At 64.8% G+C, this 20,404-nt stretch carries 18 protein-coding genes and 2 pseudogenes; 5 read left to right on the top strand and 15 right to left on the bottom strand.

Features of this window, described 5'->3' with window-relative positions; genetic code table 11:
- Both KU43P_RS11755 and KU43P_RS11750 read right to left on the bottom strand, forming a co-directional pair.
- A complete protein-coding gene (locus KU43P_RS11755; RefSeq protein WP_317663260.1) occupies positions 1-537 on the bottom strand; it encodes a chalcone isomerase family protein in 537 nt (178 codons plus the stop codon).
- A gap of 94 nt (positions 538-631) precedes the next feature.
- Entirely contained in the window at positions 632-1,273 is a 642-nt protein-coding gene (locus KU43P_RS11750; RefSeq protein WP_317663258.1) for an HD domain-containing protein, read from the bottom strand.
- A 141-nt stretch (positions 1,274-1,414) separates the two neighbouring features.
- Between KU43P_RS11750 and KU43P_RS11745 the strand changes: the two genes are divergently transcribed.
- Positions 1,415-2,386 (top strand): GlxA family transcriptional regulator, encoded by a 972-nt coding sequence (locus KU43P_RS11745; protein WP_317663256.1) that lies wholly within the window; start codon positions 1,415-1,417, stop codon positions 2,384-2,386.
- 70 nt (positions 2,387-2,456) lie between these two features.
- Here KU43P_RS11745 and KU43P_RS11740 read toward each other — a convergent pair whose 3' ends face one another.
- The 5 genes from KU43P_RS11740 to KU43P_RS11720 all read right to left on the bottom strand — a co-directional run bounded on the left by KU43P_RS11740 (position 2,457) and on the right by KU43P_RS11720 (position 6,382).
- Positions 2,457-2,612 (bottom strand): hypothetical protein, encoded by a 156-nt coding sequence (locus KU43P_RS11740; protein WP_317663254.1) that lies wholly within the window; start codon positions 2,610-2,612, stop codon positions 2,457-2,459.
- Positions 2,609-2,746, bottom strand: a complete 138-nt coding sequence (locus KU43P_RS11735; protein WP_317663252.1) for a hypothetical protein — start codon at positions 2,744-2,746, stop codon at positions 2,609-2,611. The genes KU43P_RS11740 and KU43P_RS11735 overlap by 4 nt, the downstream gene beginning before the upstream one ends.
- Positions 2,747-2,766: 20 nt before the next feature.
- Positions 2,767-4,620 (bottom strand): DUF1302 domain-containing protein, encoded by a 1,854-nt coding sequence (locus KU43P_RS11730; RefSeq protein WP_317663250.1) that lies wholly within the window; start codon positions 4,618-4,620, stop codon positions 2,767-2,769.
- 153 nt (positions 4,621-4,773) lie between these two features.
- A complete protein-coding gene (locus KU43P_RS11725) occupies positions 4,774-5,217 on the bottom strand; it encodes an acyl-CoA thioesterase (protein ID WP_317663249.1) in 444 nt (147 codons plus the stop codon).
- A gap of 1 nt (position 5,218) precedes the next feature.
- Positions 5,219-6,382, bottom strand: coding sequence for an iron-containing alcohol dehydrogenase (locus KU43P_RS11720; protein WP_317663247.1), 1,164 nt, complete (start codon positions 6,380-6,382; stop codon positions 5,219-5,221).
- Between the two features lie 125 nt (positions 6,383-6,507).
- Here KU43P_RS11720 and KU43P_RS11715 point away from each other — a divergent pair, with 125 nt between their 5' ends.
- Complete coding sequence (locus KU43P_RS11715; RefSeq protein ID WP_317663244.1) at positions 6,508-7,407, top strand: LysR family transcriptional regulator; 900 nt, start codon at positions 6,508-6,510, stop codon at positions 7,405-7,407.
- Positions 7,408-7,508: 101 nt separating this feature from the next.
- Positions 7,509-9,014 (top strand): annotated as a pseudogene (locus KU43P_RS11710) (alkyl/aryl-sulfatase); the annotation flags it as partial.
- Positions 9,015-9,021: 7 nt separating this feature from the next.
- On the opposite strand, the pseudogene KU43P_RS11705 reads toward KU43P_RS11710, so the two are convergent.
- Both KU43P_RS11705 and KU43P_RS11700 read right to left on the bottom strand, forming a co-directional pair.
- A pseudogene (locus tag KU43P_RS11705) lies at positions 9,022-10,350 on the bottom strand (AMP-binding protein); the annotation flags it as partial.
- 153 nt (positions 10,351-10,503) lie between these two features.
- Positions 10,504-12,297 (bottom strand): alpha/beta fold hydrolase, encoded by a 1,794-nt coding sequence (locus KU43P_RS11700; RefSeq protein ID WP_317663243.1) that lies wholly within the window; start codon positions 12,295-12,297, stop codon positions 10,504-10,506.
- 273 nt (positions 12,298-12,570) lie between these two features.
- Here KU43P_RS11700 and KU43P_RS11695 point away from each other — a divergent pair, with 273 nt between their 5' ends.
- Complete coding sequence (locus KU43P_RS11695; RefSeq protein ID WP_317663242.1) at positions 12,571-13,293, top strand: tellurite resistance TerB family protein; 723 nt, start codon at positions 12,571-12,573, stop codon at positions 13,291-13,293.
- A 66-nt stretch (positions 13,294-13,359) separates the two neighbouring features.
- Here the strand turns inward: KU43P_RS11695 and KU43P_RS11690 are convergent, their stop codons facing one another.
- The 3 genes from KU43P_RS11690 to KU43P_RS11680 all read right to left on the bottom strand — a co-directional run bounded on the left by KU43P_RS11690 (position 13,360) and on the right by KU43P_RS11680 (position 16,521).
- Positions 13,360-14,076 (bottom strand): murein L,D-transpeptidase catalytic domain family protein, encoded by a 717-nt coding sequence (locus KU43P_RS11690; protein ID WP_317663240.1) that lies wholly within the window; start codon positions 14,074-14,076, stop codon positions 13,360-13,362.
- A 110-nt stretch (positions 14,077-14,186) separates the two neighbouring features.
- Positions 14,187-15,221 carry a L,D-transpeptidase gene (locus KU43P_RS11685; RefSeq protein ID WP_317663238.1) on the bottom strand — a complete coding sequence of 345 codons (1,035 nt, stop codon included), beginning with the start codon at positions 15,219-15,221 and terminating at the stop codon, positions 14,187-14,189.
- 145 nt (positions 15,222-15,366) lie between these two features.
- Positions 15,367-16,521 carry an MFS transporter gene (locus tag KU43P_RS11680; protein ID WP_317663236.1) on the bottom strand — a complete coding sequence of 385 codons (1,155 nt, stop codon included), beginning with the start codon at positions 16,519-16,521 and terminating at the stop codon, positions 15,367-15,369.
- Positions 16,522-16,872: 351 nt separating this feature from the next.
- Here KU43P_RS11680 and KU43P_RS11675 point away from each other — a divergent pair, with 351 nt between their 5' ends.
- Positions 16,873-18,090: an amidohydrolase family protein gene (locus KU43P_RS11675; protein WP_317663234.1), complete on the top strand. Its 1,218-nt coding sequence runs from the start codon at positions 16,873-16,875 to the stop codon at positions 18,088-18,090.
- 34 nt (positions 18,091-18,124) lie between these two features.
- Here KU43P_RS11675 and KU43P_RS11670 read toward each other — a convergent pair whose 3' ends face one another.
- The 3 genes from KU43P_RS11670 to KU43P_RS11660 all read right to left on the bottom strand — a co-directional run bounded on the left by KU43P_RS11670 (position 18,125) and on the right by KU43P_RS11660 (position 20,361).
- Complete coding sequence (locus tag KU43P_RS11670) at positions 18,125-19,003, bottom strand: LysR substrate-binding domain-containing protein (RefSeq protein WP_317663232.1); 879 nt, start codon at positions 19,001-19,003, stop codon at positions 18,125-18,127.
- Between the two features lie 3 nt (positions 19,004-19,006).
- Positions 19,007-19,645 (bottom strand): LysE family translocator, encoded by a 639-nt coding sequence (locus KU43P_RS11665; protein WP_317663230.1) that lies wholly within the window; start codon positions 19,643-19,645, stop codon positions 19,007-19,009.
- Between the two features lie 77 nt (positions 19,646-19,722).
- On the bottom strand, positions 19,723-20,361 hold the full coding sequence (locus KU43P_RS11660; protein ID WP_317663228.1) for a dihydrofolate reductase family protein: 639 nt from the start codon (positions 20,359-20,361) through the stop codon (positions 19,723-19,725).
- Positions 20,362-20,404 lie beyond the last annotated feature (43 nt).

Below are 20,404 nucleotides of genomic sequence, written 5' to 3'. Positions count from 1 at the left end.
TCATGGTCCTTTGTCAGCCGCCTGACCAAGCAGGCGCAGGCGTAGTTGAGGGTCGCGGGCCCGTGGGTCCAGCCAGATGGCGAAAAACGCCTTGGCAAAGGTGGCATCGCGCGTTTCTGCGGTGAGCTTGCCATCCACATAGAAACGGCACCCGGCCTGGGGCAGGTACAAGCCGGCGATGCGCAGGCCGGGGCGCACGTCGGTGAAGGCCGCTTCCATGATCTTCGCCCAGCTTGCAAGTTGCCGAGGGCTCAGGCTGCCGTCATTCAAGCGGCGCATCTCCTCCAAACTGGCCTGTACCAGGTCGTCGCGGGACAGCGAGCGGTGGTACAGCAGCTCCAGAGCAAATGGCCGCCCCCAGTCTTGCCCATGACCGTCGACCCACAGCCGGGCGGTATACAGCCGAAAGCCGAACCAGGTGAAGTCGCCACTGCCCAGTGCCTGTGCCGATGGCAGCGCAGCGCGCCAGTCGCCGGCCAGCAGCGGCGCAGCCACCAGCACCGCGCACAGCGCTACCCAGCGAAGCATGCGCGCCATGTGCCTCATCCTTGTACAGAATTACTATACAAGAATAGCTTCTTGTACAACTTCCACCCTTTATTTGTACAAGGATATGCAACGGTTCACCCACTCAACCAGCCCAGCACGACTGGCGAATCACACTGCAGAAATTGCCGGCCAGGAACCCAGGCTCCTTGTCGGCGATCACATCGGCCTTGACGTTGCCGAACGTGGTCTGCGGTTTGTGCCGGATGCCCTCGTAAAACGCCTGGATGATCGCTTCCTTGAAATGCTCCCCACGCGGATGCGCCTGCACCACGGCATCGCGTTGTGCAATACCGAGCCCTTCGTGGTGCAGGCCCAGCACATCGGTTTCGACACCCGCGGTCACCAGCGCGATCAGCGGGTGCATATGTTCTGGAATGCCGGGCGTTGTGTGCAACGCGATAGCCGTCCAGACGCGCTCGACATCGCGCTCGTCGATACCATGGCGTTGCAGGAAATCGCGTGCCGCATTGGCCCCGTCGACCTCGAAGCGGCAGCACTCGCTGCTGTGCACCTGGGTCAGGCCCAGGTCATGGAACATGCAGCCGGCGTACAGCAGTTCGCTGTCGTAGGTCAGGCCCAGGCGCTGGCCGGCCAGGGCGGCAAAATAGAACACCCTGCTGGAATGGTGAAAGAGCAGCGGCGAAGCCGTATCGCGCACGAGCTCGGTGATTTCCCGCGCCATGGCGCTATCAGGGATCTGGATACCTGCAATGGATGTGGACATGGTCGTACCTGGGTTGATGGAAGACGCCACCAGTCTGCTGACCGGAAGCCATGTCCTCAATTGACTTTAAACGCCAGATACTGCCATTGTCGGTGCCAGACGGACTTGCCCTCAAACCCTCCAGCCACCCCACGAGCCGCCATGCCAAAGCCACCGGTCACCCTCGCCATCCTGGCGCTGCCGGGCGTTCAGTTGCTCGATGCCTGTGGCCCGCTCGATGTTTTCGCCGAGGCCAACCGCCAGGTCGGCCATGAGGCTTACCGCCTGCTGTTGCTGGCCTGCGAGCCAGGTCCCTTGGTGAGTTCGTCAGGGACACGACTGCTCGCAGATGGCTGGATAGGCGAGGAACTGCAAGCGATCGACACCTTGCTGGTAGCGGGCACGCCACAAGCTGCCGACCTGTATCTGCGCCCAGGGATTCTCGAGTGGCTGCGCCAACGCGCTGGCACCTGCCGGCGCTACGGTTCGGTGTGCACCGGCGCCTTTGCGCTGGCAGCCGCAGGCCTGCTGGACGGGCGTCGCGTGACCACCCACTGGGCGGTAGCTGCCCCGCTGGCAGAGCGCTACCCAGAGGTGCAGGTCGACGCCGATGCGATCCAGGTGCATGACGGCAACCTGCGCACCGCCGCCGGGGTGACGGCAGGGTTGGACCTGGCGTTGGCCCTGGTGGAAGAAGACCTGGGCCGTGACATCGCCAAACAGGTTGCGGGGCACCTGGTGATGTACTTCAAGCGCCCCGGCGGGCAACTGCAGTTCAGCCGCCAAGGCAGCAGTTCACCTGCCGGCCGCTCAGCCTTGCAAAGCCTGCAACGCTACATCGCGGCCAACCCTGCCCACGACCATGGCATTGCCGCCCTCGCCGCCCGCGTGGGCCTGAGCCCGCGGCATTTCGCCCGCGTGTTCCACCACGATGTAGGCATGACCCCGGCCGCCTGGGTGGAACTGGCCCGGGTGAATGCCGCCCGGGCACGGCTGGAAGCGGGCCGAGAGGCACCCAAGCAGGTGGCGGCCGCCTGCGGCTTTGCCAATGCCGATACCTTGCGCCGTGCGTTCTTCCGGCACATCGGTGTGACGCCTGCGGAGTACCGCAAGCGCTACGTTCGCCCGGATTGAACTGCGGGCAGCGCCATTGACTCGGTAACCCGGCGCTGGGCAGGACTCACATACGACCCGAGACAGTCGCTCAACCCGGCAAGGCAGCCAGCACCGCACTGGCCATGGCGCTGAACGCAGCCGTCGAACCCACCGCCCGCGCGCTGGCTTTCGCCTCGCCATCGGCGCGGGCGTGGCGCATGGACCAGCGAAGATACGGTGGCTGGAAGGCATTGGCTGGGTTCACCCGCAGCTCCGGTGGCGGTGAAACCCTTGCATCACCCCCTGCCCGACCGCCAGGCCCGGGGCCAGTGCACCGGCCAGCATCAAGGCAATGCCTGGCAAGTTGGCCGGTGGAGATTGCATGCTGCGTTTGGTCATGGTCTTGCTCCTGGGTTGCTCTAGAAATTGGCGCCCACGCTGATCGCGACATAGTCGCGGTCGCCACGGGTGCCATAATCGCCATCGAGGTAATCGGTGTAGGCCAGGCTGGCCCAATACGTGTTGGCCAACGTGGCGTCCACCCCCACGCTGATCGAGCGTGATCCTTCGTTGAAGGCCGAACCGTCGGCGGGCGAAAAGCCTTTCACGTCATGGGCCCAGGCCAGGTTGGGGCGGATGTCCACGCCCTGGATCAAATTGCTGTAGCTCCAGGTCGCCCGCAGCCGGTAGCCCCATGAAAACGCTGTGACGAAGCCTTTACCGTTGCAGTCGCCGGGGCTTTTCGAGATCTCCAGGCAGATGCTGTTGTCAGCCAGCTCACCGTTGCCATAGGCACCAGAGCGGCCATAGCGCGGCCCGAAACGCCCTTCGAGCCCGCCGACATAGGTGGCGCCCACCTCCCCCATCAGCAGTAGCTGGTTGGCGCCCATCACCTGGCTGAAGGCTTGCACGGCCGAAACCTGGGCCTGGGTCACTTCCTTGCGCCGATAGCCCTCGAACAGCGTGTTGTCGGTCGCAGGGCGCAGGCCTTCGGCGTTGAGCGGGCTACGGCCAGGGGCATTGAGCAGCGACTGCAGCACATCGTTGCCATTGAGCTGCACCGGCATGTTGGGCCGGTAGCTCAATTCGCCCTGCACGGCGGCGCCACCGCGCAGGGTGGTGGCAAAGGTGATGCCGTACAGGCGGATATCCTCGGGGTATTGCGCCAGGTACTGCGAGGTACCCATGCGCAATGCACCGGCCAGGGTCTGGCCACTGCTGGAGGCCAGGAAGGCGCCGCAGCGGGCCAAGGGCACACCGATGTTGCCGCATAATTGCCTGGCAAAGCCGGTGTTGGCGTAGTAGCGGCTGCTCACCGTGCCCAGGTAGGGGGAGCGGCTGTGGTAGTTGGCCGCGAACAGGCCGAACTCGGTATCCAGCACTTCCACGTACCCGTGCAGCGACATGCCCCATTGGCCGCCATTGCGTGCGTGCTGGTCGGCGCCACGCGGTATGCGCACGCCCTCTTCGGTCAACATCACATCGAATGGCAGCAACGCCTGGGCAACCGCCGGGTTGGTGACCATCTGCCCGCCGACATCCAGGCCGCGGCAACCTTCGGGCATGAAGTCGTTGCCGGAAAAGAACGTGGCGCAGTTGTCCAACCGGGTCTGCTCCCAGTCCAGCTGGTAGAAGGCATCGACCGAGAGCGCCTGGTTGAGGTTCTGGGTGACATACAACAGGTTGACCGGCGCCAACGCGTCCTTCACCTCCGAGCCGGGCCGGCGCAGCGCGGCCTGGTTGAAGGGGTTGATCACATTGAGGCTGCCCTGTATGAACAGGCTCTCCCCCCAGTTCACCACCTGCTTGCCCAGGCGCACGGACCCCGGCTCGCCGTCGATGTCGTACAGGGCATAGACAAACGCATCGAGCAGCTCCGCGCCTGCCGTCTTGGCCGATACCTGGCGGCCATGGTCGTCGATGTCGACAGCGCGCTGGCTGTGGTCACGCTGCGCGGTGTCATACCAATAGCTGCCACGCAGGAACACGCCGAGGTTATCGCGTCGCAACTCAAGGTCGTGGGTCCCTTTGAAGATTGCTGAAAAGACATCGCCCGATCGGTAGTTGCGCCGCCCGTCGTTACTGTTGGCAGACTGCAGTTGCTGCTTGTCGGGGTTGGCAGTGCTGACGGCGGAGCCAAACGACAACGCCGAGTCGAAGCGCCCTTCGAGCGGGCCAAGTTCGAATTGCTCGGCAGCCACGGGAGCGGCGAACAGGCAGCACAGTGCCGCCAGCGGCGCACGGCGCCGGCAGATAAGGAGGTATGCGCTCACTCTTAACCTCTTGTTGTTGTATTCGAGAGTGAATTGAGGGATGCAACGCTGGGCGTGCCGGCCGCGAGGGCCGGCGCTGTCGGTAACAGGATTATCGAGGAGGTTGAACCACGGTCACAAATAGCGTGTTTGGATCAGTGCCATGCCGGTTCGTTATGGCTCGGCCACCGGCAGCAGGCGTTCGAAGGCGCTGCGCAACCGGGTGGGAATGGCGACCGGGCGGTTGTCGCGGCGGTCGACGAAGACGTGGGTGAAGTGGCCGGCCGCGCACGCTTCGGGCTCGCCCTCGACGAACACGGCCAGGCTGTAGCGCACCGAGCTGTTGCCCAGCCGGGCGATTGCAATGCCCACTTCGATGCGTTGCGGAAAGGCAACAGCGGCAAAATAGTCGCACGCCGAACTGGCCACGTAGGCCACCACCGGGTCGCGGTGGATATCCAGGCCCGCCTGCTCGATCAGCCAGGTGTTCACGGCGCTGTCGAAGAAGCCGTAATACACCACGTTGTTCACATGCCCATACAGGTCGTTGTCATGCCAGCGCGTGTTGATCGGCTGGAAGTGGCGATAGGCGCCGCGTAGCGGCCGCTCCCGGGCCATGTCAGAACGCCGCCTGGTAGAGGGCCATGGCATCGGCCAGGTTGACTTTGCGCGGGTTGTTGACCAGCAGCCGCTGTTGTTGCATCGCGTCCTCGGCGAGTTGCTGCAGACAGTGCCGGGGCACCCCCACATCGCGCAGCCGGTTGGGCAAGCCGCAGCGCGGCGCCAGCTGTTCCAGCTCGTCGATAAACTGCTCGCAAAGCTCATGGGGAGCACCGGGTACCAGCCGCTCACCCAGCAGTGCCGGCGCCAGCGCCGCATAGTCGGCAAACGCTTCGCGACGGTTGAAACGCATGACGTGAGGCAGCACCAGGGCGTTGGCCAGCCCATGCGGCACGTGATAACGCGCCCCCAACGGGTAGGCCAGCGCGTGCACCGCCGCCACGGGCGCATTGGCGAACGCCTGGCCGGCCAGGCAGGCGCCCAGCAGCATGGCCTGGCGCGCTTGCAGGTTGCCGCCATTGTGCACCGCCTGGTCGAGGTTGCCGGCCAGCAGTGCCAGGGCCTCCCGGGCCAGCAGGCTGGACAGGGGGTTGCGCTTGAACTGGCTGGTGCTGGCTTCGATGGCATGGACCATGGCGTCGATGCCCGTGGCGGCGGTGATCGCCGGTGGCAGGCCCAGCGTGCGCTCGGCGTCAAGCAGCGCCAGGTCCGGCAGCAGCAACGGCGAGATCACCGCCATCTTGGCGTTGTCGCCGGTGGTGATCACGGCAATGGGGGTGACTTCCGAGCCGGTGCCGGCAGTCGTCGGCACCTGGATCAGGGGCAGGCGCCTGCCCTTGGCCTGGTCGATGCCGTAGACCGCCTCCAGGGTCTGATCACAGTCGGGGTGTGCCAGCAAGGCCACCAGTTTGGCGACATCCATGGAGCTGCCGCCACCAAAGCCGACGATCAGCTCGGCGCCGATGTGCCGGGCGCGGGCGACGGCCGCCAGCACACAGGCGTGGCTGGGGTCGGCGCTGACCTCACTGAAGATCGCCACACTCAAGCGCGCCTGGGTGAAGCCGGGCAGCAGGTCATCGAACATGCCCAGCCTGACCAGGCCCGGGTCGCTCACGATGAGCACGCGGCGCACACCGCGTTGCTGACACAGCTGCGCCAGGCGCACAGCGGCGCCCACCTCGCACAGCAGGTGGGGGGTGGTGGCAAAACTGAATGGCTGCATGTGCGTGTTCCTTTTGTTCTTGTAGGGGCAGTAGCGGAGCCTCTGTGCTTGCAGGCATTGCCCTCACCCTAGTCAGGCGCCTACTATTTTTGAAATTCTCATTTTCCATCCCATGTATTTTCGGCATGAATATCGCCAACTTCGACCTCAACCTGCTACGTGTGCTGGACATGCTGTTGCGTGAGCAGAACGTGTCACGCGCCGCCGAGCGCCTGGCCCTGACCCAGCCCACGGTGAGCAACGCCCTGGCGCGCCTGCGTGACCTGCTCGATGACCCGTTGCTGGTACGGGTGGGTCGACGCATGCGCCCGACCCCACGTGCCCTGGCCCTGGAAGGCCCGATACGCGCAGCACTGCAGCAGATCGAGCAGACCCTCGGCGCAGGTGACAGCTTCGACCCCGCGCGTAGCCACCGGCAGTTGCGCATCGCCCTGACGGACTTCGCCGAACAACTCTGCATGCCCAGGTTGCTGACCACCTTGCAAGCCCAGGCACCCCACCTGCGCGTGGATGTCGTGCACCTGGCGCCCAACCTGCCGGCCGACGCCCTCGATCGCGGCGAACTCGACTTGGTGCTGGGCCGCTTCGACGAAGTGCCGGCGCGCTACGAGCGACGCCACTGGCGCAGCGAAACCCTGCACGTGGCGGTACGCCAGGGCCATCCGCAAGTCGATGGCACCCTCGATCTGCAGACCTTCCTCGGCATGCGCCATCTCTGGGTGCACGGCGGCCAGACCCGTGGCATGGTCGACCAGTGGCTGGGCGAGCAAGGCCTGGCCCGGCGCATCGCCTACACCACGCCGAACTACCTCCAGGCCGCGCACCTGGCAGCCAGTTCCGACCTGTGCGTAGTGCTGCCCACTGCACTGGCCCGTCACTTCGCCCGCCTGCTGCCGTTGCAGGTGTTCGACCTGCCCTTCGCGCTGCAGCCGTTCCAGCTGGAGCTGGTGTACCTTGCCCACCGCCAGCACGACCCGGCACTGGCCTGGCTGGTTGCGCGCATCATGGATATCCATGCCGGTTGAGCCATCGCATCCCGGCATGGCCAACCATGCAAGAGTGGTATTGGTTGGCCGGCAACCTCAGTCCTTAGAGTGATCGGCCTCAGAACAACAAGGACTACTCCATGCGCCTACGATCACTGCCTTGCCTGCTGGCCCTCGCCCTGCCCGTTGCCGTGCTGGCCGACCCGCCGGGCAAGGACGCCACCGTGCTGACCCGCCAGAGCAACCAGCAATGGCTGCAGCGCCTGCCATTCGCCGACCGTACCGACTTCGACAATGCCCGCCGTGGCCTGCTCGAGAGCGTCGAGCAATCCGTGGTCAACGCCGATGGCAAGACCGTCTGGGACCTGCAGCGCTATGCCTTTCTGCAGGGCGAGGCACCGGCGACGGTCAACCCGAGCCTGTGGCGCATCGCCCAACTCAATACTGTCGCTGGGCTGTTCAAGGTCACCGATGGCATCTACCAGGTACGCGGGCTGGATCTGGCCAACATGACCTTGATCGAAGGCGAACACGGCCTGATCGTGATGGACCCGCTGCTGTCGGTCGAAACCGCCAGGGCCGGCCTTGCGATGTACTTCCGGCATCGCCCGCAACGCCCCGTGGTAGCAGTGATCTACACCCACCCCCACGTCGACCACTTCGGTGGCGTGCGCGGGGTGATCGACGAAGCCGACGTCAAGGCCGGCAAGGTGGAGGTCATCGCGCCGCAAGGCTTCTTCGAGCATGCCATCAGTGAGAACGTACTGGCCGGGCCGGCGATGAAGCGCCGCGCCCAGTACATGTACGGCGCCCCCTTGCCCCGAGGGCCGCGCGGCCAGGTGGATGCCGGCCTGGGCAAGGGCGTGCCGGCCGATGCCACGGTCAGCCTGATCGCCCCGACCCGGCTGATCGAGCAACCGATCGAGACCCTGCGCATCGACGGCATCGACATCGAGTTCCAGCTCACCCCCGGCACCGAAGCGCCGGCCGAGATGAACCTCTGGCTACCCGCCTTCAAAGCCCTGCGCATGGCCGAGAACGCCACCCATGTGCAGCATAACGTGCTCACCCTGCGCGGCGCCCAGGTGCGCGATGCCAAGGTCTGGGCGCATTACCTGGACCAGGCGCTGCTGCGCTATGGTGGCCAGGCCGAGGTGGTGTTCGCCCAGCACCACTGGCCGACCTGGGGCAGTGCAGCGATCCGCGAGTACCTGGCCGAGCAACGCGACCTGTATGCCTTCATCGACAGCCAGACCCTGCGCCTGATCAACCGCGGCCTCGGCCCCACCGAAATCGCTGCCGAACTGACGTCGTTGCCGCCCAGGCTCGCCAGCAAATGGTACAGCCGAGACTACTACGGCTCGCTCAGCCACAACGTGCGGGCGGTGTATCAACGCTACATGGGCTTCTACGACGGTAACCCGGCGACCCTCGACCCGCTGCCGCCGAGCGCGGCCGGCGCGCATTACGTCCAGGCCCTGGGTGGTGCCGAGCGGGTGCTGGCACTGGCCCGCGAGGCCTATGCCAAGGGCGACTACCGCTGGGTAGCGGAGCTTACCCGGCACCTGGTGTTCGCCCAAGCAGACAACCGCGCCGCGCGCGAACTGCAGGCCGATGCCCTGGAGCAACTGGGCTGCGCAACCTGGTCGAGGGTTCGGGCACGCCGACCACCGCAGCCTCGAACACTTCGGGGAAGCCGTAGATCACCTGTTCCACTTCGCTGGGGTACACATTGAAACCGCCGGAAATGATCATTTCCTTCTTGCGGTCGACGATGAACACGTAACCCTGGGCATCGACCGTCGCCAGGTCGCCGGTGAGGTAGTAGCCGTCACGCATCACCTCGGCAGTGAGGGCCGGGGCGCGCCAGTAGCCCTGCATGATGTCCGGCCCCTTGACCACGATCTCGCCGACCTCTCCGGGCGCGACATCGTCGAACGCTGCGTTCACCACGCGCAGGTCGGTTTCGAAATAGCACCGTCCGCACGAGGCCAGGCGCTGGTAATTGCCGTCTTCGACCAGGTGGTCCTGCTCTGTCAGCACTGTGACCAGCGAGCAGGTCTCGCCGGCGCCATAACCTTGCGCCAGGATCGGCCCGAACAATTCGATGGCCTTTTTCACCAGGGCAGGCGCCATCGGCGCAGCGCCGTACATGACCAGCTTCAGGCTCGACAGGTCGAAACACTCGACACCGGGATGATTGACCAGACGGTTGATCATCGCCGGCACCAGGAACAGCCGCGTCACCCGTTCGCGCTGGATGGTCTCGAGCAACAGGTGATCGTCGTAGCGATCGAGCAGCAAGTTGCAGGCGCCCACTGCCAGCAGTGGCATGACCTGCATGCCGCTGGCATGGGTGATGGGCCCGACATGGGCCATGACATCGTCCGGCCCTGAGCGCCGCGTGGGGCTGGCGATGCTTTTGCGGACAAGCGCCTTGCGGTTGCCGAACGACAGCATGGCGGCCTTGAGCACACCCGAGCTACCGGAGGTGTAGTGCAGCACTGCCAGGGCATCGTCGGCCGGGTCCAAGGCCAGCGGTGCTTCGCTGCCGCGTGCCAGCAATGCGGCATAGGCCAGGTCGCCGCCCTCGCCCTCCAACACGATCACCTGGCGCAGCAAGGGTAATGCCGCGCGCCGCTCGGCCAATGCCGCGGCAAAACTGGCATCGGTGATCAACGCAACGCTGCAGGAGTCTTCCAGCACCCGTACCACTTCATCCAGCGACAGCCGCGCATTGATCGGCACCTTGACCATTGCCGCCTTGTACAGCGCCACCTCCGCCTCCACCAGCTCCACGCGGTTGGCCGCGAGGATCGCCACGTGCTCACCAGGGGCCACGCCCACTGCGGCCAGCCCCGACGCCAGGCGGTTGCTGCGTCGCTCAAGCTCCGTGTAGCTCAGGCGTGTCTGGCTGTCTACCACCGCGAGGCGGTCAGGCCAGTAGCGGGCACTTCGGGTAATGATCGTTCCAAGGTTCACGTTGTTGTTCTCGTCGACAGGAAGACATCGACGATGCTAAACAGCCGTGCGCGGGCGGACGTAATACCAGTTTCAGATGCCGGCCATAACGATATTGCCTGGCGTCATCGCAGCGCGCTGCGTGCTGCCAGGCTTGCGCGGCAGATGGCGGCCTCAAGGCTCCATCACATAGGTGCCCGGTGCCGGGCAGAGCGGTGGGTACTTGCGCGAACCGAGCTTCTTGGGCGCCGCCCGGCTGTCGCCCGAGCGCTGCCCGATCCATTCGCGCCAATGCGGCCACCAGCTGCCCTGCTGGCGCTCTCCGGCGTTCTGCAGCCAGGTTTCCGGGGCTTGGGCGGCGGCAGGCGCCGCATAATAGAACGACTTGGGGTTGCCCGGCGGGTTCACCAGGCTCTGCAGGTGGCCAGCATTGGACAGCACGTAGGTGGTGTGCTCGCCAAACAGCCGGGCGGTGCCGTAGCAGCCCTGCCAGGGGGTGATGTGGTCAGTGGTGCCGCCCACCACATAGGCACCCACGTTCACCTGGCTCATGTCGATCGACTCGCCGGCAATCTCCAGGGTACACGGGTTGCTGTAGGGGTTTTGCTGGATCAGGTCGAGGTAGTCGGCGTGAAGCTGGGCAGGTAGCCGCGTGGTGTCGTTGTTCCAGGCCAGGATGTCGAACGCAGGCGGCTTGTTGCCTAGCAGGTAATTGTTGACCCAGTAGTTCCAGATCAGGTCGTTGGGGCGCATCCAGGCGAACATGCGTGCCATGCCCTGCCCGCTCAGCACGCCCTTGCGCCGGGAGCTGGCCTTGGCAGCGCGCAAGGCGGATGGGGTGGTGAACAGCCCCAGAGTGGTGTCGTCCAGCGCCGAGGGCATGTCGAGCACGCACACGGCCCAGCTGGTATTGGCCACCTTGTGGCCTTCGCCACGGGCCGCCAGCCAGCCCAGGTAGGCCGCCAGGGTGATGCCGCCCGAGCAGGAGCCCCACATGTTCACATCCGCGCTACCGGTCACCTTGCGCGCTATGTCCACCGCCTGGTCCAGGCACAGCGCATAATCGGCCAGGCCCCAGTCGCGATGCTCGCAGGTGGGGTTGCGCCAACTGATGACGAACAGGCTCACGCCGCTGTCCTGAATCCATTTGATCAAGCTCTTCTCCGGCGACAGGTCGATGGCGTAGTACTTGTTGATTTGCGGCGGCGACATCACCAAGGGCCTGGCGAAAACGTTTTCGGTGGTGGGTGCGAATTGCAGCAACTCGAACATCTCGTTGCGAAATACCACTGCGCCCTTGGCCGTGGCGATGTTTTCCCCCACCTTGAACGGCGCACTGTCGACCTGCCGCGGCAGGCCGCGGTTGTTCAGCATGTCGTCACCGAACTGGCGCAGGCCCCTGGCCAGGCTCATGCCACCGGTGTCCACCAGCTTGCGCAGCGCCGCCGGATTGGTCAGTGGTGAGTTGCTCGGCGCCACGGCATCGGCCAACAGCGCTACCACGAAGCGGGCGCGGCTCTTTTCCAGCGGCGCGAGGTCGGTGGCCTCGATGAAGCGAGACAGCTCGGTCTGGCCGGCCAGGTAGCTCTGCAACAGTGCCCGCAGGAAGGCATTGGATTGCCAGGCCGGGTCGGCGAAGCGCTTGTCCTTGGGGTCGGGCGCAATGCTGCAGTCGCCTGCGACGATGCCACGCAACGCCTTCAGATACCCCCCCACATGCGCACCCGCCTTGAGCGGCGACTTGCCCACGGCCTTGAGCAGGTAGCCGGCCGAGCTGGCCAGGTCGACCGGGCGCACACTGACCAGTGGGTTGCCCGCCAGTGTCTGGTTGGCAGCGGTGCCGATCAGTTCCTGCTCAGGGGTGCTGGCCGGCAGATCGACCTGCTTGCGCACGCGACGCTTGCGGCCAGTTGCAGGGGGGCGCTGGGTGGGGGTAGCGGTCTCGCGGGTGCGGGTTGGTCGGCTCATGGCAGCTTTCGTGACTCCGGGCACGGTTTTGTTGTGCACCGACTGTACGGCAGCAATGGCCCTGGCCTCTTCTCTTCCCACGACAGCCGTTTTTCACTTCATGACGGGCAGTGTGGGCAACCCCTGCAATCCGCCTCGCCCCTCTGATCTGTGCGTGATCAGGCGGGTGAGCGTTCGGGAGTACCGGGCGAACGGCCAGACGGTCATGGCAGATCGCCTTGAGGGGGCTATCGTTGCTTGTCTGGGCAACGGCTACCGACCGAGGGCGATGCCATGAACACCAGTGATCTACTCGAACAGTTACTGCGGGCCGGACAAGGCTCGCAAGCACAACAAGGGAGCGGCGGCCTGTCTTCGCAAGGCGGCCTGGGCGACTTGCTGGGCGGTCTGCTTGGCGGCGGCAGTGCCGGGGGCGGCGGTGGGCTGGGTGGGCTACTGGGCGGTCTGTTGGGTGGCGGTGGCGGCAGCAGCGCCGGCGGCTATACCCAAGGGCGCGCCACGGGTGGCAACCGCTACGCGGCCCTGGCGTCTTTGGGCATGATGGCATTCCAGGCCTACCAGGCCTGGCAGCGTAGCCAGGCGGCAGCCCCTCAGCAGGCGGTGCGCACGGTCGATCAGTTGTCCGGCCCGGAAGCCGAGGATCACAGCCATGCCATCCTGCGCGCGCTGATTGCCGCAGCCAAGGCTGACGGCCGCATCGATGAGCAGGAAGAGACATTGATCTACGCCGAAATCAAACGTCATACCGACGACCCGCAACTGCAGCAATGGCTGGACGAGGAAGTCAGCAAGCCACTGGATGCTGCGCAAGTGGCGCAGTCGGCTCAGGACCCGGCCATGGCCGCTGAAATGTACCTGGCCAGCGTGATGCTGGTGGATGACCAGCAGGACGCAGAGCGGGCCTACCTCGACGAACTGGCCAGTGCATTGCAGATCGATCCGAGCTTGCAGCTGCACCTGGAACAGCAGGCCAAGGGCGCCGCCTTACCGGGCTGATCTGCCGGCGATCGTCTTGTCGGCGAGTGCGCAGGAATGCGGGATTTCCCCCTCAGACGCAAGCACCTACTTGCTGGCGATCGATTGATGGGTCAGCGGACAGCGTTGGGCGTCAAGGAAACGCGACTTTTTCAGCCAGTCTTGCTGCGGGTAATAGGCAAACACGTAGCTGCCGCGTTGCAGTGTATCGATCAGCTTGCCGGCAATGGCCGGGCGCACGGCAGGACAGCCTTGACTGCGCCCCAGGCGACCGAGGCCGGGAACGACCTTGGGGTCGGCATACGCGGCCGCATGCATGACAATCGCCCGCGACATGCTGTTGTCGTTGAACCCCGGTTCCAGTCCCTGCAGGCGCAGCGAACGGCCGTGCTTGCCGCTGTAGGTCTGGCCGGTTTCGTAAAGGCCGATGGAAGACTGGTAGCTGTTCGGGGTGTTGGAGAAGGCTGTCGGCACATCGGCGCCACTGTTCTTGCCATGGGCAACCCATTCCTCGAACAACAGTTTTCGGGCGCGCAAGTCGAACACCCACAGACGCTTGTCCCGCGATGCCTTGGAGTAATCGATCACGGTCAGCAACTTGCCCTCGTCGCTGTGGCTGGCGCAGGCATAGGCAGTGAGGGCCAGGGCCAGGGTCGAAAGGCTGGCGCCCGGGGCCAATTGCTGCAGCTCGGCAGCGCTGGGCAGGGGTTGCGCGAGGGCGGTATGCCAGGCGCTGAGGAAAAACAGGCCAACACTGGCCGCCGAGAGCCGGAAGGCCCCGCGCAAGGATTCGAACATCGACATGGATTACCCTGTTGAAGACGGCCTGCAATCCGCAGCAGGTCCGCCGTCCAGGCGACAGCCTGAACGAAGCCAAAAGCCACTACTTTGCTTGATTCTAGCCGGCTTGCCGATCATTTCTTGACCAATGGCTTAACTTCTTCATGGTCTTCGGTGCTGATTACCGTGAATTTTCCGTCGCTGCGGGTATCCCGGGTGGACGCCCAGTCGGTAATCACCAGCATGGTGCCGACGTCCATTGCCGCGCGCAGATGACGGCGGAATTCCGCGTTCAGGGTCAACTGCCCCAGCTGATCATAGGGAGAATCCCCGTACTCCGGGTTGCTCAGGCCCACCACCGACCAGCGCAACGGTAGCGTGGCATCGAGGGCCAGGGCGGAGGGTTTTTGCAGCAGGGAATACACCGCCATGCCACGTCGATGCGGACCGCTTTCAACCGACAGCGCGGGCGCCGAGCCGATCAGCTGGCCCCCGCGATAAACATAGGCACGCAGGTCGGCGCGGCTGATCAGGATCGACAGTGGCCCCGCCGTCGGGTTCGGGTCGTTCCAGAACTGCTGGTTGCTCAGTACCAGCGGGCCCTGGGCCTTGCCGTCGCTGACCGTGGGCGCCAACACGCCAGGGTGATAAACCTCCACCGGAGCGCTGTGGGTATCGGACACGATGACGGTGGTCGAACTGAAGCCGGTGACTTCATACAGCTTCTTGGCGAACTCCATCGGCAGGCGCACGCAACCATGCGAGGCCGGGTACCCTGGCAAATGGCCTGCGTGCAGGGCAATGCCGTCCCACGTCAGCCGCTCCATGTAGGGCATGGGTGCGCTGTTGTAGAGGCTGGATTTATGCTCGACCTTCTTCTGCAGGATGCTGAACACCCCGGTGGGGGTTTCCCGGCCGGCCTTGCCACTGCTGACGGTACTGACGCCGATGGCGATGCCGTTGCGATAGACGTAGGCACGCTGCTCGGTGAGGCTGACCACCACAGTCACCGGCCCCACTGGCGAAACCTGCGGGTACCAGAGAAACTGACCCGGTTTGAGGCTGTCGAGCTGGGTTCTGAGCTCGGCCGGTGTGGGCACCTGCAACGGCGCCGCGTCCACCCACGCGACAGCGAGTAACAGTCCCATTCCCAAGGGTATGTGCAACATCGAATCCATCCTCACGGCGCAATGTCGCCAGCTTAGTCGGAACGTTTGCCATCGGGCAAATGTGGGGCCGCTTTGCGGCCCATCGCCGGCAAGCGCGGCTCCCACAGGGTGCTGCGCCGGCCTGGAGGGTGGTGGATGAAACAGCTCAACAAGCCGCCTTGTCACGCATTTCCTTCGGCCCTGCCCCCAGGCAGGTGACGGCGAAGGCAACCACCAGCGCCGCAGTGCCCAGCACGAAGATCAGTTGCTGGTTGGAGCCTTCCACCAGCATGGCAATCAGCGCCGGTGTCACCGCCGCCGCCCCCATCAGGGTGATGCTGACCAAGGGCGTGAGCTTGCCGGTCGGGTCGTTGGTGGTGATCAGTGCCATGTAGTACGACAGCGACAGCACCCAGCCGAAGTTGATCAGCAGCAGCGCAACGCACAGCTGCGTGGGCGTGCGGGTGTGGCCGGTGAGCATGGCGATGGAGATGAACACCGCCGCCAAGCCCACGGCGATCATGAACTGGCGGTTGACCCGCGCGCCCAGCAAGCTCGGCAGCCCTGCCCCCGGCAAGCCGCCCAGCGCCGACAGGCCGAACGCCCAGCCGATGTCGACGCCGTCGATGCCCTGGTCACGCGCCAACTGGTCGATGAAACCCCACACGCAGTAGATGGCGATCTGCATGAACAGCATGCCGACCAGCGCCGTGCGCCCGGTGCGCGCCGAACCACCTTGGGCAGGTGAGCCCTCACCGCTGGCCAGCATCACTGCCGGGCGGCGTGGCAGCACCAGGCTGGCACCGCAGATCAGCAGGTACCACAGGCCGAACGAACACAGGGCAGTCACCGCGCCGCTCTGGGCGGCAAGCAGCGGCAATGCCGCGGAAAACAGCGAGTATTCTGGCGTCTGCAGCAACAGCATCAGGCCGAACGAGCGGTCCTGGTTGGGCAGGCGGCCCAGCGTGCAAACGGCGTAGGCATAGACCAGCCCGGCGCAGGTGCCGGCGGCCAGGCGTACGATCAACAGCAGGGTGTGGGTGGTGGCGAAGGCGGTGGCGATGCTCAAGGCCACGCACAGCAGGCCGACCAGCAGGCACAGGCTGCGCCCGCCATGGCGTTTCATCATGACCGGGCACAACAGCGTGCCGAGGGTCATGCCGATCATCTCGACCGACACCACCCAGCCTTGCAGGTCCAGTGACAGGTTGAGCCGTTCCGTCAGCAAGCCCATGAAGATGGGCTGCACACCACAGACGATGAAAGAGGTGCAGGCAATGAAAATGAGGGCGGCACGCAGTCGCCTGGAATCATTGATCATGAACAGATCTCCGATACAGCTGTTGTTTTTATTGTGTGGGGTGACCGGGCGCCGAAGTGCCGTGGCAGACGGCGTGCAGGCCCGTATCGAGCACGTTCGAACGTGTTCGCGCTCAATCCTGGCCCCTGTTGGAAAGCTTGGAAAGTTAAAAATCGGAATCGACTTCAGTGGGGTTTTTAATGCAGGAGAAGTTGGCTTGCGTGCATCCATAAACGCACTACGGTCGATCCTGATATTTAATTTGTGAGGCACCCGCTTCTTCCCTACCGTGTGTCGCTACCCACAACCAAAAGGGCCATCACCCGCCTGCGTGCGTTCTGTCGATCCGGCCCTGCTCCAGGAAGGCCTTTCATGAACGACCGTGAGTTCATCAATGCCATCGACGCCGATGGCCTGCCGCTGTACATCGCCGTGAAGAACGGGCGCATCAGCCATATCGGCCCGCAACGTGCCGCCCAAGCCGCCCGCGAGACCATCGACCTCGAGGGCCTGCTGGTGCTGCCAGGCTTCGTCGACGGCCATATTCACTTGGACAAGAGCTTCGTCGGTGACCGCTGGCACCCGCACCAGGCCGTGGCCACCCTGCGTGAACGCCTGGCCGTGGAAAAGCGCGAACTGGCGGGTGCCCCGCCCATCGTCGAGCGCGCCCAGGCCCTGATTCGCCAGTGCGCATCGTTCGGCACCATCGCCATGCGCTGCCACGTGGACGTGGACGCCACCACGGGCCTTACCAACCTGCAGGCGATCCTCGAAGCGCGTGAAGCCTGCAAGGATCTGGTCGACATCGAGTTGGTGGCCTTCCCTCAGGCCGGCGTGGTCACCTGCCCCGGCACTGCCCAAGTGATGGAAGCCGCAGTACGTGAAGGCGTCCAGGTGGTCGGCGGCATCGACCCGACCACCCTGGACGGCGACGCCGACGCACAGCTCGATATCGTCTTCGGCATCGCCGACCGGCATGGCGTGAAGGTCGACATCCACCTGCACGAACCCGGCGACATCTGCATCGCCCAGCTCGAACGCATCGCTGCACGCACCCAGGCGCTGGGCATGCAGGGCCTGGTTGCGGTCAGCCATGCCTACGGCCTGGGCGACGTCAGCGACAGCGTGGTCGACCGCACGGCCCAGGTGCTGGCCAAGGCCGGCGTGTCGATCATGACCAACGCCCCCGGCGAGCACGCCTTCCCGCCGGTGCTGCGCCTGCGTGCCGGCGGCGTACGGGTGTTCACGGGCAATGACAACATCCAGGATGCCTGGTGGCCCTACGGCAACGGCGACATGTTGCAACGGGCCATGCTGGTCAGCTATCGCTCGGGCTTCAACACCGATGAAGAGCTGCGCGTGGCGTTGCACATGGCCACCGAAGCCAGTGCCGGGGTGATAGGCAAGCAGGGCTACGGGCTGAAGGTCGGCAACGAAGCGAGCTTCGTGCTGTTCAAGGCGCCGAACGCGGCGGCGGCGGTGGCCGCAGCGCTGCATGAACGGGTGATCGTGCGCCGAGGTGCGTTCTGGGGCGGGCCTGCGGTGTTGCAGTTGAAAGCTGCGCAGTTCGCCGAAGCACTGCCTCGCTGAATACCTGCCTCGGGGGGCCGTCTGGCCCCGCCTCCTACTCGGCCTCGGCCTTGAGGATGGCGATCAGGATATCGGCCAGTTCCTGGACCACGGGGTCTGCCGTCGGCCCATGGAAGATCGCTGCCTCGAACACCTTGATCGGCTTGAAACCTTCCTTTGCGCCCAATATGCGATGTTCCGGCGTCACCACACGCAGGGGCAGCAGGCTCACGCCCAAGCCATTGGCCACGGCTTCCTGGATGCCCGCCAGGCTGGAACTGGTGAAGCCGATGCGCCAACTGCGGCCCATGGCCTCGATGGCGTTGATCATGTCGTCGCGGTACAAGCCGCGTGGCGGAAAGGTCACCAGCGGGATCGGATCCTGGGCGAAGCACGGATACTGGGCGCTGTCGAACCACTCGATGCGCTCGGGCTGGCAGGCATTGGCTTCACGGCTGTGGCGGCGCTGTTTGACCAGCACCAGGTCCAGTTCGCCACGGTCGTAGGCGCTCATCAGGTCGCGGCTCAGGCCACCGGTGATCTCCAGCTTGACCTTCGGATTGCGCCGGTTGAAGGCCGCCAGCGCCTGCATGGTCTTGCCCGCGACGAAATCGTCCGGCAGCCCGATGCGCACGGTGACCGTCACCCCGCCCGACAGCGCTTCGCTCAACTGGTTGCTCACCGCCAGCAGGTGCCGCGCATAGCCCAGCAAGGTCTCACCGGCATCCGTCGGGTGCACTTCGCGGTTGCTGCGGTCGAGCAACTGGTGCCCGACCATTTCTTCCAGGCGACGAACCTTCTGGCTGACCGTGGACTGGGTCGAATGCAGGCGTGCGGCGGCCGTGGTGAAGCTGCCGCAGTCGGCCACCATCACCACGGCGCGGAGCATGTCCAGGTCGTAGATGGCGCGGTTGGGTTTTGCAGTGTCGGTCATGATTCAGGCCGTCTGCCGGCGCATGGCGAGGATCCCGGCGGCAAAGCCGATGAAGGTGACACCCACGCCCCGGCTGACCCAGCGCGACCACTCGGGGCGCTGCAGAATGCCCTTGGCGCGTGAAGCGAGTGCGGCGTAGAGGCTCAACGACGACACCGAAAGCAGCATGAAAATCGCCGTCAGGATCAGGAATTGCGGAAACAAGGCGGCGCCTTGATCGATGAACTGCGGAAACAGTGCGGTGAAGAACAGCGTCGCCTTGGGGTTGGACAGCGCAGTAAAGAACGCCGAGCGGTACAGCTTGCGACGGGTGGGCCTGCGGCTTTGCCCTTGCTCAATGCTGCCTGCCAGCAACGGCCGCTTGTTGAGCAGCTGCTTGACGCCCAGGTAGAACAGGTAACCGGCACCGGCGATCTTGACCATGTTGAACAGCCATTCGGAGCTGGCAAGCAATGCGCCCAACCCCAGCATCGCCGCCGCCGATAGGCAGAACAGGCCACTGGCATTGCCCAGCGAGGACCAGATCGTGCTGCTTTGGCCATGGGCGAGGCTATTGTTGATCGCCATCAATGTCGCAGGCCCGGGGCTGGCGATGGCAATCGCGGCAACCAGGGTAAAGGCCAATAAAGTATGTGGGTCCATCGTTCCAGGCTCGTTCAGCATTCGAAAAAGGGCTGACGCATGATGCCAGAAACTGGCTGCGATTGATGATCGAAGGTTCAGGCACGCACGTAGCGCAGGTGCGTGGCGTCGGGTGTATCGAGGACCCTCTGGACGCGAAATTGCGGCGCGGGTTCGTGCAGGTTCTCGAACAGGCGTCTGCCGCTGCCGAACAGGATCGGGGCCAGGGCGATCTCCAGTTCGTCGATGGCATTCAGGTTCAAGTACTGCTGGATCACCTCGGCGCCGCCCGAGATGCGAATGTCCCGCCCGCCTGCAAGCACCCGGGCTTTCTCCAGGGCTTTGGCTGGCCCGTCGTTGAAGAAATGGAACGTCGTCCCGCCGGGCCTTACCCAAGGTGCGCGCTTCTCGTGGGTGAGCACCAGCACCGGCGCGTGAAAAGGCGCTTCTTCCGGCCAGCTTCGCTCGCCGGCGTCGAACATGCGCTTGCCCATGATGTTGGCGCCGGAGCGTTCCATGGTGTGGCGCAGCATGTCGTTGACCGCGCCGGTTTCGCCTCCGGAGCCGAACAGGAGGTTTTCACGAAAATACTGCTGTTTGAGAATCCAGCTCATCAGCGCGCCCCACCTGGCCCCCCAGTCTTTGTACTCGGGGTTGTCCCAATGCTCGATGCTCATGCCTTCCGGCGCCATGTACCCGTCGAGGGTAAGCCCAATGTTCACGAATACCTTGCTCATGATTTGCCCCTCTTGCGCAGCGGCTGGCACGGTGAGGTATCAA

It is taken from the genome of Pseudomonas sp. KU43P, from assembly GCF_033095865.1.
Taxonomy (GTDB): domain Bacteria; phylum Pseudomonadota; class Gammaproteobacteria; order Pseudomonadales; family Pseudomonadaceae; genus Aquipseudomonas.
The sequence above is the reverse complement of the archived record's forward strand: the minus strand, read 5'-3'. Positions and strand labels throughout refer to the sequence as shown.

Bases quoted from the DNA above. Each gene is read 5' to 3' on its own strand.
- KU43P_RS11750 (WP_317663258.1), bottom strand. From the start codon at position 1,273: ATGTCCACATCCATTGCAGGTATCCAGATCCCTGATAGCGCCATGGCG.
- KU43P_RS11660 (WP_317663228.1), bottom strand. From the start codon at position 20,361: ATGAGCAAGGTATTCGTGAACATTGGGCTTACCCTCGACGGGTACATG.
- KU43P_RS11725 (WP_317663249.1), bottom strand. From the start codon at position 5,217: ATGGCCCGGGAGCGGCCGCTACGCGGCGCCTATCGCCACTTCCAGCCG.
- KU43P_RS11665 (WP_317663230.1), bottom strand. From the start codon at position 19,645: ATGGACCCACATACTTTATTGGCCTTTACCCTGGTTGCCGCGATTGCC.
- KU43P_RS11715 (WP_317663244.1), top strand. From the start codon at position 6,508: ATGAATATCGCCAACTTCGACCTCAACCTGCTACGTGTGCTGGACATG.
- KU43P_RS11675 (WP_317663234.1), top strand. From the start codon at position 16,873: ATGAACGACCGTGAGTTCATCAATGCCATCGACGCCGATGGCCTGCCG.
- KU43P_RS11680 (WP_317663236.1), bottom strand. From the start codon at position 16,521: ATGATCAATGATTCCAGGCGACTGCGTGCCGCCCTCATTTTCATTGCC.
- KU43P_RS11720 (WP_317663247.1), bottom strand. From the start codon at position 6,382: ATGCAGCCATTCAGTTTTGCCACCACCCCCCACCTGCTGTGCGAGGTG.
- KU43P_RS11755 (WP_317663260.1), bottom strand. From the start codon at position 537: ATGGCGCGCATGCTTCGCTGGGTAGCGCTGTGCGCGGTGCTGGTGGCT.
- KU43P_RS11695 (WP_317663242.1), top strand. From the start codon at position 12,571: ATGAACACCAGTGATCTACTCGAACAGTTACTGCGGGCCGGACAAGGC.
- KU43P_RS11690 (WP_317663240.1), bottom strand. From the start codon at position 14,076: ATGTCGATGTTCGAATCCTTGCGCGGGGCCTTCCGGCTCTCGGCGGCC.
- KU43P_RS11735 (WP_317663252.1), bottom strand. From the start codon at position 2,746: ATGACCAAACGCAGCATGCAATCTCCACCGGCCAACTTGCCAGGCATT.
- KU43P_RS11700 (WP_317663243.1), bottom strand. From the start codon at position 12,297: ATGAGCCGACCAACCCGCACCCGCGAGACCGCTACCCCCACCCAGCGC.
- KU43P_RS11670 (WP_317663232.1), bottom strand. From the start codon at position 19,003: ATGACCGACACTGCAAAACCCAACCGCGCCATCTACGACCTGGACATG.
- KU43P_RS11745 (WP_317663256.1), top strand. From the start codon at position 1,415: ATGCCAAAGCCACCGGTCACCCTCGCCATCCTGGCGCTGCCGGGCGTT.
- KU43P_RS11685 (WP_317663238.1), bottom strand. From the start codon at position 15,221: ATGTTGCACATACCCTTGGGAATGGGACTGTTACTCGCTGTCGCGTGG.